16 protein-coding genes are annotated in these 15696 nt (G+C 61.7%); 14 read left to right on the plus strand and 2 right to left on the minus strand.

Going from position 1 to position 15696, the window contains the following annotated elements:
- Positions 1–64: 64 nt before the first annotated feature.
- Together algW and K7431_RS16555 are read left to right on the plus strand one after the other, a co-directional pair.
- Entirely contained in the window at positions 65–1219 is a 1155-nt protein-coding gene (gene algW / locus K7431_RS16550) for a Do family serine endopeptidase AlgW (RefSeq protein ID WP_012722130.1), read from the plus strand.
- A 112-nt stretch (positions 1220–1331) separates the two neighbouring features.
- Positions 1332–3428: a TonB-dependent siderophore receptor gene (locus K7431_RS16555; RefSeq protein WP_012722129.1), complete on the plus strand. Its 2097-nt coding sequence runs from the start codon at positions 1332–1334 to the stop codon at positions 3426–3428.
- 60 nt (positions 3429–3488) lie between these two features.
- On the opposite strand, the gene hemH is transcribed toward K7431_RS16555, so the two are convergent.
- Both hemH and K7431_RS16565 read right to left on the minus strand, forming a co-directional pair.
- Positions 3489–4514: a ferrochelatase gene (hemH, locus tag K7431_RS16560; RefSeq protein ID WP_012722128.1), complete on the minus strand. Its 1026-nt coding sequence runs from the start codon at positions 4512–4514 to the stop codon at positions 3489–3491.
- Positions 4515–4528: 14 nt separating this feature from the next.
- On the minus strand, positions 4529–5428 hold the full coding sequence (locus tag K7431_RS16565; RefSeq protein ID WP_012722127.1) for a TIGR01777 family oxidoreductase: 900 nt from the start codon (positions 5426–5428) through the stop codon (positions 4529–4531).
- A 209-nt stretch (positions 5429–5637) separates the two neighbouring features.
- On the opposite strand from K7431_RS16565, the gene K7431_RS16570 reads away from it, so the two are divergent.
- The 12 genes from K7431_RS16570 (at position 5638) to K7431_RS16625 (ending at position 15620) form a co-directional block, all read left to right on the plus strand.
- A complete protein-coding gene (locus tag K7431_RS16570; protein ID WP_012722126.1) occupies positions 5638–6624 on the plus strand; it encodes an NAD(P)/FAD-dependent oxidoreductase in 987 nt (328 codons plus the stop codon).
- Positions 6621–6836 (plus strand): TIGR02450 family Trp-rich protein, encoded by a 216-nt coding sequence (locus tag K7431_RS16575; RefSeq protein ID WP_012722125.1) that lies wholly within the window; start codon positions 6621–6623, stop codon positions 6834–6836. Before K7431_RS16570 ends, K7431_RS16575 begins: the two co-directional genes overlap by 4 nt.
- A 111-nt stretch (positions 6837–6947) precedes the next feature.
- The gene (locus tag K7431_RS16580) at positions 6948–7907 is read left to right on the plus strand and encodes a YbgA family protein (RefSeq protein ID WP_012722124.1); all 960 of its coding nucleotides are present in this window, start codon (positions 6948–6950) and stop codon (positions 7905–7907) included.
- 3 nt (positions 7908–7910) lie between these two features.
- Complete coding sequence (locus K7431_RS16585) at positions 7911–8840, plus strand: MerR family transcriptional regulator (RefSeq protein WP_012722123.1); 930 nt, start codon at positions 7911–7913, stop codon at positions 8838–8840.
- Positions 8841–10286: a deoxyribodipyrimidine photo-lyase gene (gene phrB / locus K7431_RS16590; RefSeq protein ID WP_012722122.1), complete on the plus strand. Its 1446-nt coding sequence runs from the start codon at positions 8841–8843 to the stop codon at positions 10284–10286.
- Complete coding sequence (locus K7431_RS16595; protein ID WP_012722121.1) at positions 10279–10701, plus strand: nuclear transport factor 2 family protein; 423 nt, start codon at positions 10279–10281, stop codon at positions 10699–10701. The genes phrB and K7431_RS16595 overlap by 8 nt, the downstream gene beginning before the upstream one ends.
- Complete coding sequence (locus tag K7431_RS16600) at positions 10698–11480, plus strand: SDR family NAD(P)-dependent oxidoreductase (RefSeq protein ID WP_012722120.1); 783 nt, start codon at positions 10698–10700, stop codon at positions 11478–11480. Before K7431_RS16595 ends, K7431_RS16600 begins: the two co-directional genes overlap by 4 nt.
- Positions 11477–12724 (plus strand): NAD(P)/FAD-dependent oxidoreductase, encoded by a 1248-nt coding sequence (locus tag K7431_RS16605; protein ID WP_012722119.1) that lies wholly within the window; start codon positions 11477–11479, stop codon positions 12722–12724. The genes K7431_RS16600 and K7431_RS16605 overlap by 4 nt, the downstream gene beginning before the upstream one ends.
- Positions 12721–13530: a DUF1365 domain-containing protein gene (locus K7431_RS16610; RefSeq protein WP_012722118.1), complete on the plus strand. Its 810-nt coding sequence runs from the start codon at positions 12721–12723 to the stop codon at positions 13528–13530. Before K7431_RS16605 ends, K7431_RS16610 begins: the two co-directional genes overlap by 4 nt.
- Entirely contained in the window at positions 13517–14788 is a 1272-nt protein-coding gene (locus tag K7431_RS16615) for an SAM-dependent methyltransferase (protein ID WP_012722117.1), read from the plus strand. Before K7431_RS16610 ends, K7431_RS16615 begins: the two co-directional genes overlap by 14 nt.
- Complete coding sequence (locus tag K7431_RS16620; protein WP_012722116.1) at positions 14781–15260, plus strand: DUF2878 domain-containing protein; 480 nt, start codon at positions 14781–14783, stop codon at positions 15258–15260. Before K7431_RS16615 ends, K7431_RS16620 begins: the two co-directional genes overlap by 8 nt.
- A 54-nt stretch (positions 15261–15314) precedes the next feature.
- Positions 15315–15620, plus strand: coding sequence for a YkgJ family cysteine cluster protein (locus tag K7431_RS16625; RefSeq protein WP_043204759.1), 306 nt, complete (start codon positions 15315–15317; stop codon positions 15618–15620).
- Positions 15621–15696 lie beyond the last annotated feature (76 nt).

Genomic DNA, 15696 nt, shown 5'->3' on the forward strand with positions numbered 1-15696 from the left:
CCTCGTATAATGCGCGACATTATGGGCGCTCTCCCGCCCCCTGCAACCTGTCAGGACTTACTTGATGCTCAAGGCGCTGCGTTTTTTTGGATGGCCATTGTTGGCTGGCGTGCTGATCGCGATGCTGATTATTCAGCGTTTCCCGGAGCTGGTGGGTCTACCCAGCCTTGATGTGAACCTGCAACAGGCGCCGCAGACCAGCGCGGTGGTGCAAGGCCCGGTGACGTACGCGGACGCGGTGGTGATCGCCGCACCCGCCGTGGTGAACCTGTATACCACCAAGGTCATCAACAAACCGGCCCATCCCCTGTTTGAAGACCCGCAGTTCCGCCGTTACTTCGGTGATAACGGGCCCAAGCAGCGGCGCATGGAGTCCAGCCTGGGTTCCGGGGTGATCATGAGCCCCGAAGGCTACATCCTCACCAATAACCATGTGACCACCGGCGCCGACCAGATTGTGGTGGCGCTGCGTGACGGTCGCGAAACCCTGGCCCGTGTGGTGGGCAGCGACCCGGAAACCGACCTCGCCGTCTTGAAGATCGATTTGAAAAACCTGCCGTCCATCACCCTCGGCCGTTCCGATGGCTTGCGGGTGGGCGATGTGGCACTGGCTATCGGCAACCCGTTCGGGGTGGGCCAGACCGTGACCATGGGGATCATCAGCGCCACCGGGCGTAACCAGTTGGGCCTCAACAGCTACGAAGACTTCATCCAGACCGACGCGGCGATCAACCCGGGCAACTCCGGCGGCGCGCTGGTGGATGCCAATGGCAACCTGACCGGTATCAACACGGCGATTTTCTCCAAGTCCGGCGGCTCCCAAGGCATCGGGTTTGCGATCCCGGTGAAGCTCGCGATGGAAGTGATGAAGTCGATCATCGAGCACGGCCAGGTGATTCGTGGCTGGCTGGGGATTGAAGTGCAGCCGTTGACCAAGGAACTGGCCGAGTCCTTCGGCTTGACCGGACGCCCCGGCATCGTGGTCGCCGGGATCTTCCGCGACGGCCCGGCGCAGAAAGCCGGCCTGCAGCTGGGGGATGTGATCCTCAGCATCAATGGCGAACCGGCCGGCGATGGCCGCAAGTCGATGAACCAGGTGGCGCGGATCAAGCCAACCGACAAGGTGGCGATCCAGGTGATGCGCAACGGTAAAGAGATCAAGCTGCTGGCGGAAATCGGCCTTCGCCCACCGCCGGCTCCGGTCAAGGAAGAGGAATAAGCGGCCTGATACAGGTACCCGTTCGCGGGTACCTGTAAGTTTATATTTCAAAGCAATTCATTCTCATTGGTCATGTTATATTGTTTCAATATCGCTATTGGAACGCTCTATCATGCCGTCTCGAAGAATCGCCCCCTTGGCTGGCCTGGCCTTGGGCTTGCTGCTCGATCCCGCCTTCGCCGAAGAAAACACCGTGGAACTCGACACCATCAGCGTCACCACCGACGCCTATGAGTCCGCCACGGGGCCGGTCAAAGGCTACCGCGCGACCCGTTCCGCCAGCGCGACAAAAACCGACACCGCCCTGCGCGATATCCCACAGTCCATCAGTGTGATTCCTGCCACGGTGCTCAAGGACCTGGGCAGCACCAATGTGGAACGCGCCCTGGAATTTGCCGGTGGCGTGTCCAAACAAAACAACTTCGGCGGCCTCACCCTCTACGAATACAGCGTGCGCGGCTTTACGACCTCAGAGTTCTACCAGGATGGGTTCAGCGCCAACCGTGGCTACCCGAGTACACCTGACGCGGCGAATATCGAACGCATCGAAGTGCTCAAGGGCCCCGCCGCCAGCCTGTATGGCCGGGGAGATCCTGGCGGCACCGTGAATATCGTCACCAAGAGGCCCCAACCGGAAGCCTTCACCACCGTGCAAACCAGCGCCGGCAGTTGGGACCGCTATCGCACTGCTGTTGACGTCAACACCCCGCTGGACGGCGAAGGCAACGTGCTGTCGCGGGTCAATCTGGCGGTGGAAGACAACCACAGCTTCCGCGACCATGTGCAGAGCAAGCGGGTATTCGTCGCCCCCTCGTTCAGTTGGCAGTTGGACCCGGACACCCGCCTGCTGGTGGAGAGCGAATTCGTTCGCCACAGCTCCACCTTCGATCGCGGCGTTGTCGACGCCCCGGGCGTCTCGCGCTCAACTTTCCTTGGCGAGCCGAACGACGGTGACATCGACAACCACAACAACCGTATCCAGGCCACCCTCGAACATCACCTCAACGACGCCTGGAAACTGCGCCTCGCCAGCCACTACAAACAAGGCAGCCTGTGGGGCGACGCCTCGGAAAACCGTGCGCTGAATGTTGACGGTCACACCCTCGACCGGCGCTACCGTGAACGCTCCATGGGCTGGCACGACAGCATTACCCAGTTGGAACTGCGCGGCCTGTTCGACATCGGCAGTTGGCAGCATGAGCTGCTGATCGGCACCGAATACGAGGACTACCGCAAGAAAGAACGCGTCACGGCTATCGGCGGCAGCCGCTACCCCATCGACCTCTACAACCCCGTCTACGGCCAGCCCAAACCCAACGGCACACGCTCCGGCACCGACTTCTTCGAGCAGACCAAAAGCCAGGCGCTGAACCTGCAAGACCAGATCATTTTCACCGACCGCCTGCGCGGCATGGTCGGCGCGCGCTTTGAGCATTTCGAGCAAAGCACCGATGACTTCGCGCGCAACCACGCCAAGAGCCGGCAAACCCACGACGCGCTGACCCAACGTGCCGGTCTGCTTTACCAGCTCACCCCACAAGTCGGGGTGTTCGCCAACGCCTCCACCTCGTTCAAACCCAACAGCGGCCTGGACGCCAACGGCAAAACCTTCAAACCGGAAGAAGGCGTGGGTTATGAAGTGGGGATCAAAAGCGAGCTGTTCGACGACCGCCTCAGCGCCACCCTCGCCGCGTTCCATATCGAAAAGGAAAACGTGCTCGCGCTGGACCCGGCCACCAACACCAGCCGCGCCATGGGCAAGGCACGCAGCCAAGGCTTCGACCTGCAACTGACAGGGCAAGTGACGGAGGCCGTGCGCGTGATCGGCGCGTTTGCGTACATCGACGCCGAAGTGACCAAGGGCGATAAAGCCATTCCCGCCGGCAGCCGGATTCTCGGCGTGGCCAAGCGCAGTGGCAGTCTGCTGGGCGTGTATGAATTCCAGGATGGTGTGTTGCGCGGCTCAGACCTGGGCGCGGCGTTCACTTACGTGGGGGATCGCTCCGGCGAGGCCGGCACGCGTTTCGAGCTGCCGGCTTACCACACGGTCGATCTGCTGGCCCATTACAAGGCCACGCAGAATGTCACCGTGGGCCTGAACCTCAACAACCTGTTTGATGAGAAGTACTACGAACGGTCCTATAGCAATTACTGGATCAACCCCGGTGAACCGCGCAACCTTACGGTCAGCCTGACCCTAAGCCTGTAACGCAACCAACGTGTGGGAGGGGCAAGCCTCCTCCCACACTTAGATCTTCACGTGGTTCGGTTACAGCGCCGTCGGTGCACGTTCGCACAGCGTATTGAGCGCCTTCGCCCACTGCGGGTCATCATTCAGGCACGGCACCAACACCAGCTCCTCGCCCCCCGCTTCGCGGAACTGCTCCAGCCCGCGATCGCCAATCTCCTCCAGCGTCTCGATGCAATCGGCGACAAACGCCGGGCACATCACCAGCAGCTTTTTCACGCCTTGCTGGGCCAAGGCCTCCAGGCGCGCTTCGGTGTAGGGTTCGATCCACTTGGCGCGGCCCAGCCGCGATTGGAAGGCCACTGACCATTTACCTTCCGGCAGCCCCATGCGCTCGGCGAAGTCGCGAGCGACGCTGAAACACTGCGCGCGATAGCACGTCTTGAGCACCTCGGCGGACGCGTTCTTGCAACAGTCGGCATCCTTGAAGCAATGCTGGCCGGTAGGGTCGAGCTTGGTCAGGTGGCGCTCAGGCAAGCCGTGGAAACTCAGCAGCAGGTGGTCGTAATCCTGCTCAACATAAGGCCGCGCGCTCGCGACCAGTGCGTCGAGATACTCCGGTTGATCGTAGAACGGCTGCAGGATCGAGAACTGCACATCGAGCTTTTTGTCGCGCACCACGCGCTTGGCTTCTTCGATCACCGTGGTCACAGTGCTGTCGGCAAATTGCGGATACAGCGGCGCCAAGGTGACGTTACGGATGCCCTGGGTGGCGAGGCGGGTCAGCACGCTTTCAATCGACGGCTCGCCGTAGCGCATCGCCAATTCCACCGGGCCTTGGGTCCACTGCGCGGTCATCTGCTGCTGCAGGCGCCGACTGAGCACCACCAGCGGCGAGCCCTCGTCCCACCAGATGGAGGCGTAGGCGTGCGCCGACTGCTCGGGGCGCTTGATCAAGATCAGCGACACCAGCAAGCGCCGCACCGGCCACGGCAGGTCGATCACATATGGGTCCATCAGGAACTGATTGAGGTAGCTGCGCACATCGGCCACCGAAGTGGACGCCGGTGAGCCCAGGTTGACCAGTAACAACGCGTGATCCGTCATGCAACATCCTATCTCTAGAGGCGGCTGGACAATTCGTCCAGGGCCGCACGCAACTCAGTGAACTGGAAAGTGAAACCGGCGGCCAGCAACCGTTCGGGCACCGCCTTCTGCCCACCCAGCAACAGGCCGGACAACTCGCCCAGGCCTACCTTCAACGCAAAGGCCGGCATCGGCATGAACGCCGGGCGGTGCAGCACCTGGCCCAGGGTTTTCGCAAACTCGCGATTGCGTACCGGGTGTGGCGCGCAGGCATTATAAGGACCGCTGGCGTCAGGCTTGTGCAGAAGAAAATCAATCAGGCCGATTTGATCCTTGATATGCACCCACGGCATCCACTGCCGACCCTTGCCGATCGGCCCACCCAGCCCCAGTTTGAACGGCAGCAACAGCCGCGACAAAAAGCCGCCCTCGGCCGCCAGCACCAAGCCGGTACGCACCAGCACTACGCGGATCCCCAGGGCTTCGGCGCGCTGGGCGGTTTCTTCCCAGGCGATGCACAGCTGGCTGGGGAAATCGTCCTGTACCGGGCCGCTGGCTTCGGTCAACTCGCGCTCGCCGCCGTCGCCGTACCAGCCCACCGCCGAACCGGAGATCAACACCGCGGGTTTTTGCGCGAGGGTTTCAAGCCAAGCCAGCAAGGTTTCCGTGAGGCTGATACGGCTGCTCCACAACAGCGCCTTGCGTTTATGGGTCCATGGGCGGTCGGCGATCGGCGCGCCCGCAAGATTAATGACCGCGTCGACCGGGCCGATAACCTCTTGCAGGCTGGCAACACCCGACACCTGCTCGCCGCACAGTTTGGCGACCTGGTCCGGATGACGACTCCACACCGTCAAGCGATGGCCGTGGGCAAGCCAGTGCTTGCAGAGTTGACGGCCGATCAGGCCAGTACCGCCGGTCAGCAAAATGTGCATGGGATCTTCCTCATGTAACGTTCGCCGCCCATCACTGGTCTATTTTATAAGCAGGGATCATTTGAACGGGCATGACGTTGGATTAAGCCTCTGCTTTAACCATAGGTCACGCCGTAAGAACAGGTAAGCCAAAACTTATACCAAAAAACAATATTGTACAGCTATTGGTGTCGGCGTAGTCTGTACCCAACGGTAAAACGAGGCCTCCCATGACTGTTCCCATCGCGATCATCGGCACCGGCATCGCCGGTCTCTCCGCCGCCCGAGCGTTACGAGACGCGGGGCACGTTGTACAACTCTTCGATAAAAGCCGCGGCAGCGGTGGCCGCATGTCCAGCAAGCGCAGCGATGCCGGCTCCCTGGACATGGGCGCGCAATACTTCACCGCCCGCGACCGGCGCTTCGTCAACGAAGTGCAGCGTTGGCAAAGCAATGGCTGGGCCGAGCAATGGAAGCCCCAGCTGTATAACTTCAAATCCGGCCAGCTCACGCCCTCCCCCGATGAACAAATCCGCTGGGTCGGCACGCCGCGCATGAGCGCAATCACCCGCGCCCTGCTCGATGACCTGCCGGTGGAGTTCGGGTGCCGCATCACCGAAGTGTTCCAGGGCAAACAACACTGGAACCTGCTGGATGCAGACAGCGAAAACCATGGTCCCTTCAGCCACGTCATCATCGCCACCCCGGCGCCCCAGGCCACTGCCCTGCTGGCTGCCGCGCCCAAGCTGGCGAGTGCCGCCGCCGGCGTGAAGATGGACCCGACCTGGGCCATCGCCTTGGCGTTCGATAAACCCCTGGATACGCCCATGGAGGGCTGCTTTGTGCAAGACAGCCCCCTCGACTGGCTCGCGCGCAATCGCAGCAAACCGGGGCGCGACACCGCCCTCGATACCTGGGTGCTGCATGCCACCAGCGCATGGAGCAAGGCCCATCTGGACCTGTCCAAGGAGGCGGTGATCGAGCACCTGCACGGCGCCTTCGCCGAACTGCTGCACAGCGCCATGCCCGCGCCGTCGTTCAGCCTGGCGCACCGCTGGCTCTATGCGCGACCGTCAAGCAGCCACGAGTTCGGCGTGCTGGCCGATGCCGACTTGGGCCTGTATGTGTGTGGCGACTGGTGCCTGTCGGGCCGCGTGGAAGGTGCATGGCTCAGCGGCCAGGAAGCCGCGCGACGCTTGATCGAACACCTGCAATGAACCGTATCAATCCCGCAAAATTGCTGCTGTCGAAGTGGACAGCAGCGCGCCCCCGAAACAAAGAAAAACACTTTCTGGTCACAGAGCTGTTTCGCGACGATGAAGGCACCGTGCTGGAAATCGAACTGCAAGCCGTCATGACCCTCCGCAGCGAACGCCTGCCCTGGCAAACCCTGCAAGATGTCGACGCGTGGAAAATCGGCTGGAAATAGCCTGCGCATAAACTTGTACAAATAATTTGACTTGTACAGCATCGAACCTATGATGAGATTTAGTTGTACAAGATTTAAATCTTGTACAGGAATCTTGCAGAGGATGGGTTTATGTCCAGCACCACCAAACCGAAGATCGGCGTCAGCGCCTGCCTGCTGGGCGAGAACGTGCGTTTCAACGGTGGCCATAAACAATCCCTGCTGTGCAGCCAGACCCTCGCCGACTATTTCGACTTCGTGCCGTTGTGCCCCGAAGTCGCCATTGGCCTGGGCATCCCGCGTGAACCTATCCGCCTGGTGGGTGACCCCGCCCACCCGCAAGCCGTCGGCACGGTGAACCGCGAGCTGAACGTCACCCAGCCTTTGGATGATTACGGCCAGCAGATGGCCGCGGAACACACTGACCTGTGCGGTTACATTTTTATGCAGAAGTCGCCGTCCTGTGGCCTGGAGCGGGTCAAGGTGTACCGCGAAAACGGCACCCCGGTCGACGGCGGCGGACGCGGCATCTACGCCCAGGCCTTTTGTGCACGCCACCCCAACCTGCCGGTGGAAGAAGATGGCCGGCTGAATGACCCCGTGCTGCGTGAAAACTTCCTGACCCGCGTGTTCGTGTACGCCAGTTGGCAGCAATTGCTCGCCGAAGGCCTGACCCGTCACCGCCTGCTGGCCTTTCATTCGCGCTACAAATACTTATTGATGGCCCACAGCCCCGCGCACTACAAAAGCCTCGGCCACCTGCTGGGCAGCATGACCAAGGGCGCCAACCTCGATGAATTGGCCAGTTGTTATTTCAGCGACCTGATGACCGGCCTGACCAAGTGCGCTACCCGTGGCACCCACACCAACGTGCTGCAACACATCAGCGGCTATCTCAAGCAGGCCATCAGCGCCGACGACAAGCAGGAAATGCAAACCGTCATCGGCCAATACCGTCACGGCATCGTGCCATTGGTGGTGCCGTTGACCCTGCTCAAACACCACTTTCGCCAACACCCGGATCGCTACATCGCGCAGCAGGCGTACCTGCAACCGCATCCGGAAAACCTCAGCCTGCGAAATGCGATCTAGACCATGAAAGCTGCCCTGCTAGACGAACCCGGCGAAGACATTGCCCAAGCCCTCCAAGACGGCTGGCTGCCGATCCGCGAAGTGGCGCGCCAGACCGGCGTCAACGCCGTGACACTGCGCGCCTGGGAACGCCGCTACGGCCTGATCGTGCCGCAGCGCACGCCCAAGGGCCATCGGTTGTTCAGCGCCGAGCATGTCCAACGTATCCACACCATTCTCACCTGGCTCAATCGCGGCGTACCGGTCAGCCAGGTCAAAGGCCTGATCGACTCGGCCCTGACCGTCCCCGATACGGTGGAAAACGAATGGCACACCCTGCGCCAGACACTGGTGCACGCCATCAGCGAATTGGCCGAACGCCGCGTCGACGACGCGTTCAACCAGGCCATGGCGCTGTACCCGCCACGCACCTTGTGCGAGCAACTGCTGATGCCACTGCTGCAAGAGCTGGAACAGCGTTGGCAGGGTCAATTCGGCGCGCAGATGGAGCGGGTGTTTTTCCTGTCCTGGCTGCGCAGCAAGTTCGGTGCGCGTATCTACCACAACAACCGCCAGTTGCACGGCGCGCCATTGCTGCTGGTGAATCAATCCGACCTGCCGCTGGAGCCGCATCTGTGGCTAAGCGCCTGGCTGGCGAGCAGCGCCGACTGCCCGGTAGAAGTCTTCGACTGGCCGCTGCCCCCTGGTGAACTGGCCCTGGCGGTGGAACATCTGCAACCGCGCGCCGTGCTGCTGTATTCAAGCAAGGCGCTCCATTTGTCGGCATTCGCAAAACTTCTGAGCGGCATCAGTTGCCCAAAGTTGATCGTCGGACCAACGGTATGCATCCACCAGGCCGAGATGGCCGTATTAACCCATGACATCCCTGAGTTGCTCGTCGCCGAAGAGCCATTGGCGGCCCACCAGCTACTGATCCAGCGTGGACTTGTTTAAATGCATCTGATCTGGCTGCGCACCGACCTGCGCCTACACGACAACACCGCCCTGGCCGCCGCGAGCCAGCGGGGCCCGATCGCGGCTGTTTACCTGATCACGCCCGAGCAGTGGCTGGCCCACGACGATGCGCCGTGCAAAGTGGATTTCTGGCTGCGCAACCTGCACGCACTGAGCGCCACCCTGGGCGAGCTGAACATTCCCCTGCTGATCCGCACCGCAGCCACCTGGGACCAGGCGCCCCGCGTACTGAGCCAGCTGTGCCAGGAACTGTCGGTTGAGTCGGTGCACGTCAACGAGGAATACGGCATCCACGAAAGCCGTCGCGATGCGGCCGTGTCCAAGGCATTGGAAGCGCAAGGTGTCAGCTTCCACAGCTACCTGGACCAACTGTTCTTCCAGCCCGGCAGCGTGCTGACCAAGACCGGTACTTATTTCCAGGTGTTCAGCCAGTTTCGCAAGGTCTGCTACAGCCGCTTGCACAGCGCCCTGCCACGCATCGTCGCAGCGCCAAAGGCTCAGGCCGCGCTCACGCTGAAAAGCGATCCGATACCGACAACCGTCGAAGGTTTCGAGCCCCCCAGCCAAGCGCTGCGAGCCTTGTGGCCGGCGGGTGAGGACGAAGCACGTCGGCGTCTCGATGCCTTTGCCGACCAGCAAATCAGCTACTACAAGGACGAGCGCGACTTCCCCGCCAAGCCCGGCACCAGCCAGCTCTCGGCGTACCTCGCGGCGGGTGTGGTTTCGCCGCGCCAGTGCCTGCACGCCGCGCTGCAAACCAACGGCGGCGAGTTCGAAAGCGGCGACATGGGCGCCATTACCTGGATCAACGAATTGCTCTGGCGCGAGTTCTACAAGCACATTCTGGTGGGCTACCCACGGGTCTCGCGCCACCGCGCGTTCCGCCCCGAAACCGAAGCCGTGGCCTGGCGCAATGCGCCCAAAGACCTCGCAGCCTGGCAGGAGGCGCGCACCGGCCTGCCGATTATCGACGCCGCCATGCGCCAACTGCTGGAAACCGGCTGGATGCACAACCGCCTGCGCATGGTGGTGGCGATGTTCCTGACCAAGAACCTGCTGATCGACTGGCGCGAGGGCGAGCGCTTCTTTATGCGCCACCTGATCGACGGCGACCTGGCGGCCAATAACGGTGGCTGGCAGTGGAGTTCGTCCACCGGCACCGACTCGGCGCCGTACTTCCGGATTTTCAGCCCGTTGAGCCAATCGGAAAAGTTCGACAGTGACGGCGTGTTCATCAAGCACTGGCTGCCGGAACTGGCCGCGCTGAACAAAAAGGACGTACACAACCCCGACGCCGCCGGTGGTTTGTTCGGCGTGGCGGACTACCCGCGCTCGATTGTCGACCTGAAAAAATCCCGCGAACGTGCCTTGGCAGCCTTCCGCAGCCTGCCCTCGCGCCAGGCCGCAGGGGGCGAATATGAGTGACTTCCTGCGCCGCTTCGCCCAGGCCTTTGCCACGCTGGATAAACACAACCTGCACCTGCTGGACAGCCTGTACAGCCAAGACATCGCCTTCACCGACCCCTTGCACGAAGTGCATGGCCTGCCTGCCCTGCACCGCTACTTCGCGGAGCTGTACGGGAATGTCAGCCAGTTGCGTTTCGACTTCCACGGTTTCGACCAAGTGGCCGAAGGTGAAGGTTACCTGCGCTGGAAAATGAGCTTTTGCCACCCGCGCCTGGCCAACGGCAAGGTCATCCGGGTGGAAGGCTGCTCGCACCTGATGTGGCGAGACAAGGTGTACCGCCACCGTGATTATTTCGATGCTGGCGCTCTGCTGTACGAGCACTTGCCCGTGCTGGGCAGAGTCGTCGGTTGGCTGAAAAGGAGAGTGGGATGAGCGCAGTACCCCCCCGTCGTTACTGGCTGACAGGTGCCAGCAGTGGCATCGGTGCCTCGCTGGCCGTGGAACTGCTCAACAGCGGCGCCCATGTGGCGCTGAGCTCGCGCACGAAAGGGCCTTTGGAGGCGCTCGCGCAACGCTATCCCGGCCAAGTACTGGTGGTGGCGGGCGACCTGACCGACAGCCAGACCGTGCGCGAGATCGGTGAACAGATCGGCAGGGCCTGGGGCGCGCTGGACACCGTGATCCTGAATGCCGGCACCTGTGAATATGTGGACGCACGGCAGTTTGATTCATCGATCATCGAGCACGTGGTGCGCACCAACCTGTTGGCCAGCAGCTATTGCATCGAAGCCGCCCTGCCGCTGTTGCGCGCAGGATCAACGCCGCACCTGGTGGGCGTCGCCAGCGCCGTGACCTACCTGCCAATGCCGCGCGCCGAAGCCTATGGCGCCTCGAAGGCCGGCTTGCGTTACCTGTTCGAATCCTTGCGCATCAGCCTGTCGCCAGAAAATATCGACGTGACCGTGATCAGCCCAGGCTTCGTCGACACGCCACTGACCGAACGCAATGATTTCCCGATGCCGCTCAGTTGGTCGGCGGACAAAGCCGCACGGCATATCTTCGCCAAGCTGGATAAACGTCCGCTGGAAATTGCCTTTCCCGCCCTGTTTATCGCCACCCTCTGGCCGCTGTCGAAACTGCCGAACCGCGCACAACTGATCATCGGCAAACGCATGTTGCGCAGCCCACCGCCGAAAAAGGACGACCTGTGAAGATCGCCATCATCGGTAGCGGCATCGCCGGCCTCACCAGTGCCTACCTGCTCAGTCGCCGTCATGACATCACGGTGTTCGAAGCGGGCGACCGCATCGGCGGGCATACCCACACGGTCAACGTGACCGTCGAGGGTAAAAGCTATGCGGTAGACACCGGTTTCATCGTGTTCAACGACTGGACCTACCCCAACTTCATGCGCCTGCTGGGGCAACTCGGGGTAACGTTCAAACCCACCGAAATGAGCTTTTCGGTGTGCGACGAGAACACCCGGTTCGAGTACAACGGCAATAACCTCAACAGCTTGTTTGCCCAGCGTCGCAATATCTTGTCGCCGGGGTTCTGGGGCATGTTGCGCGATATCCTGCGTTTCAACCGCCAGGCACCGCTGGACCTGCAGGAACAACGCATCAGCGCCGAGATGACCCTGGGCGATTACCTCACCGCCGGGCATTACGGCGAGCGGTTTATCCGCCACTACATCGTGCCGATGGGCGCGGCGATCTGGTCGATGTCATTGGCCGACATGCTCGGGTTCCCCTTGCAGTTCTTTGTGCGCTTCTTCAAGAACCACGGCTTGCTCTCGGTGAGTAATCGCCCACAGTGGTGCGTGATCGAAGGTGGCTCAAGCCGCTACATCGAACCGCTGACCCGCCGCTTTCGCGAACACATCCGCCTCAATTGCCCCGTGCATCAAGTTGAGCGTACGGACGACGGCGTGATTATCCACAGCCCTGCCGGCAGCGAAACCTTTGACCGTGTGGTCTTCGCCTGCCACAGCGACCAAGCATTGGCCTTGCTCGCGGACCCCAGCCAGGCCGAACGGGAGATCCTCGGCGCAATGCCCTACGCCGACAACGACGTGGTGCTGCACACCGATACCCGCCTGCTGCCCGACCGCAAGCTGGCCTGGGCCAGCTGGAACTATCGCCTGACCGGCAACACGCACACGCAGGCGGCGGTGACTTACGACATGAACATCCTGCAAGGCATCGACAGCGCCACCACCTTTTGCGTGAGCCTGAACCAGACGTCGATGATCAACCCGCTTAAGGTCCTGGCCCGCTACACCTACGCCCACCCGCAATACAGCCTGGCAGCGGTGGCGGCCCAAGGTCGTTGGGAGGACGTGTCTGGCGTGCGTAACACCTTCTACTGTGGCGCCTACTGGGCCAACGGTTTCCACGAAGACGGCGTGGTCAGCGCCTTGCGCGTGGCCGAAGCCTTTGGGGAAACCCTGTGAACAGCGCCCTGTACAGTGGCTGGATAGCCCATCGCCGGTTTACGCCCAAGGCCCATGCCTTTCGCTACCGCATAGGCCTGCTGTACCTGGACCTGAGCGAAGAGCAGCAAGTGCTCGGGCTTTCACCTCTGGCGGGGCGCAGCCGTTTGGCGCCCTTCGGTTTTCGCCAGCAGGACTACCTGCGTGAATTCACGCGCACCGGCATGAGCTTGAGCGATGCCGTGCGCCAGGAAGTCGGCAAGGCACTGGGGCGTACACCCCAGGGCGTTATCTGCCTACTGACCCAGGCTCGAAGTTGGGGCCTGGCTTTTAACCCCGTGAGTTTCTTCTACTGCTTCGAGGCCGACGGACGTCTGGCCGCGATCCTGTGTGAAGTGACCAACACCCCGTGGCGCGAGCGCTATCACTATGTGCTGCCGGCCCAGGCCTTGAGTGCGGATGAGCATCAGCATTTCGCCGTGGCCAAGGCCTTCCATGTGTCGCCGTTCTTGCCGCGCGACCTGGAATACCGCATGAGCTTCAGCCCACCCGCCGCCAAACTCGGCGTGCACATGGCCGATTGGCAGGGCACGCAAAAGGTCTTCGACGCGACCTTGAGTCTGCAAAAAGAAACGCTCAACCGCGCCAGCCTGCACCGCTACCTGTGGCGCTTTCCGTGGATGACCGCCAAGACCTGCCTGGCCATCTATTGGCAAGCCACGCGCCTGTTACTCAAACGCACACCGATTTTTTCCCATCAGGCCGCCGATGGCGCCTCACGCACCGCAGTCGGGTATACCAAGGATCGCCGCCATGAAATCCCCTAGCTTATCGGTCAAGGGCAACCGCCTGAACGTCAATGGCATGACCACTGCGCTATTGCGCAAAGGCGTGCTGCGCCAACTCAGCCAATTGCGCCATGGCCAGTTGGTGGTGATCGAGGATGGCGAGCGGCAAGTATTCGGCGCACGGGAAGCGCACTTGCTGGGAGAGATCCAAGTGCTCGATTCAGCCGTGTGGGGCCTGGTGGCGGCCAACGGTTCCATCGGTGCCGGTGAAGCATTTATCCACGGTTATTGGACCAGTCCGGACCTGACCGCCGTGGTGCGCGTGATGGTCAGCAACCTGGACGTGCTCGACGCGATGGAAGGTGGCCTCGCGCGCCTGGCTCGGCCGTTCACCCAGGGCTTGCACTGGCTCAACCGCAACACGCGCAAGGGCTCGCAGAAAAACATCGCCGCCCACTACGACCTGGGTAATGACCTGTTCGAAGAGTTTCTCGACCCCACCATGATGTACTCGGCGGCGCAGTTTCTAACTGCTGAGGACACCCTGGAGCAGGCGCAACTGAACAAACTGGAACGCATCTGCCAAAAGCTCGCGCTCAAGCCCACCGATCATCTACTCGAAATCGGCACCGGCTGGGGCAGCATGGCGCTGTACGCGGCGCAACATTACGGTTGCAAGGTCACCACCACGACCCTGTCCAAGGAACAGTTCGCCTACACCGAGCAACGCATCGCGGCCCTGGGGCTGCAAAGCCAGGTCACGCTGCTGCTGAAGGATTACCGCGACCTGACCGGCCAGTACGACAAGCTGGTGTCCATCGAGATGATCGAGGCAGTGGGGCATCGCTTCCTGCCAACCTACTTCAAGCAATGCGCGCACTTGCTCAAGAATGACGGGCTGATGTTGCTGCAAGCCATCACCATTCGTGAGCAGCGCTTTGAACAGGCCAAGCGCAGTGTGGATTTTATCCAGCGCTATATCTTTCCCGGCGGCGCCCTGCCCTGCGTGCAGAACATGCTGCACATCGTCAGCCGCGATACCGATATGAACCTGTTGCACATGGAGGATTTCGGCCTGCACTACGCGCGCACCTTGCGCCTGTGGCATGAGAATTTTCGCCGCGCCCACGGCCGCCTCACAGAATTAGGCTACGACGAATACTTCCTGCGTCTGTGGGAGTTTTACCTGTGCTACTGCGAAGGCGGCTTTATGGAGCGCACGATCGGCACGGCGCAATTGCTGCTGGCCAAGCCGTCGGCGATCAACCCGCCGCTGCTCGGGCGTTTCAGTGCTTAAGACGCTGGCCAATGCCGCACTCTTCCAGTGCGGCTGGTTTGCCTGCGTGCTCGGCGGTGACAGCCGGTGGTTACTGGTAGGACTGGCCGTGCTGGCGGTTCATCTGCTGTGGATAAGTTCGTGGACTGAAGACGGCAGGCTGATCCTCAGCATTACCGTCTTGGGCACGCTACTGGATACCGCATTGCGCACGCTGGGGGTGTTTCAGTTCACCGAGCCGGGCCCGCTGATTCCTTTCTGGTTGATCCTGCTGTGGGCGTTGCTGGCGACCACGCTGCGCCATTGCCTGGCCTGGAGCGCCCGCCCCTGGTGGCGTGCGGCGGTATTGGGCGCCTTGGGCGGCCCGCTCTCTTACTATGCCGGCAGCCAGTTGGCGGGGGTGCAGTTTGGTTTCGGCCTAGCGCCCACGATGGCCGTGCTGGCGCTGCTGTGGGCCGCGGTATTCGTGGGCCTGCACCGGTTGGCGCGCTGACGTCCGTCAGTCGCTTCACACGTGTGCCACCCGCTTGCCTTACACTGCGCGCCTATGACCAACATCCCGCATACCCAAATCACCGAACCCGTCGTCACTTGCTCGACGTGTGCGGCCTGCTGCTGTCAGCTGGAAGTCATGCTGATCACCGATACGGGCGTACCGGAGCGCTATATCGACACCGATGATTGGGGCGGCGAAGTGATGCTGCGCCTGGACGACGGCTGGTGCGCGGCGCTGGATCGGGACACGATGATGTGTACGATCTACGAGCGACGTCCGCTGATTTGCCGGGAGTTCGAGATGGGCGCGCCCGAGTGCCTGGAAGAGCGACAGGGTATCGCTACCGCCTACCGCTGATGCTGAAGATTGTGGCAATCAACTGTGGGAGGGGGCTTGCCCCCGATTGCGATATATCAGTACCAGATGTGCTGAA

Source organism: Pseudomonas fluorescens group sp., from assembly GCF_020093335.1.
Lineage (GTDB): Bacteria > Pseudomonadota > Gammaproteobacteria > Pseudomonadales > Pseudomonadaceae > Aquipseudomonas > Aquipseudomonas petroselini.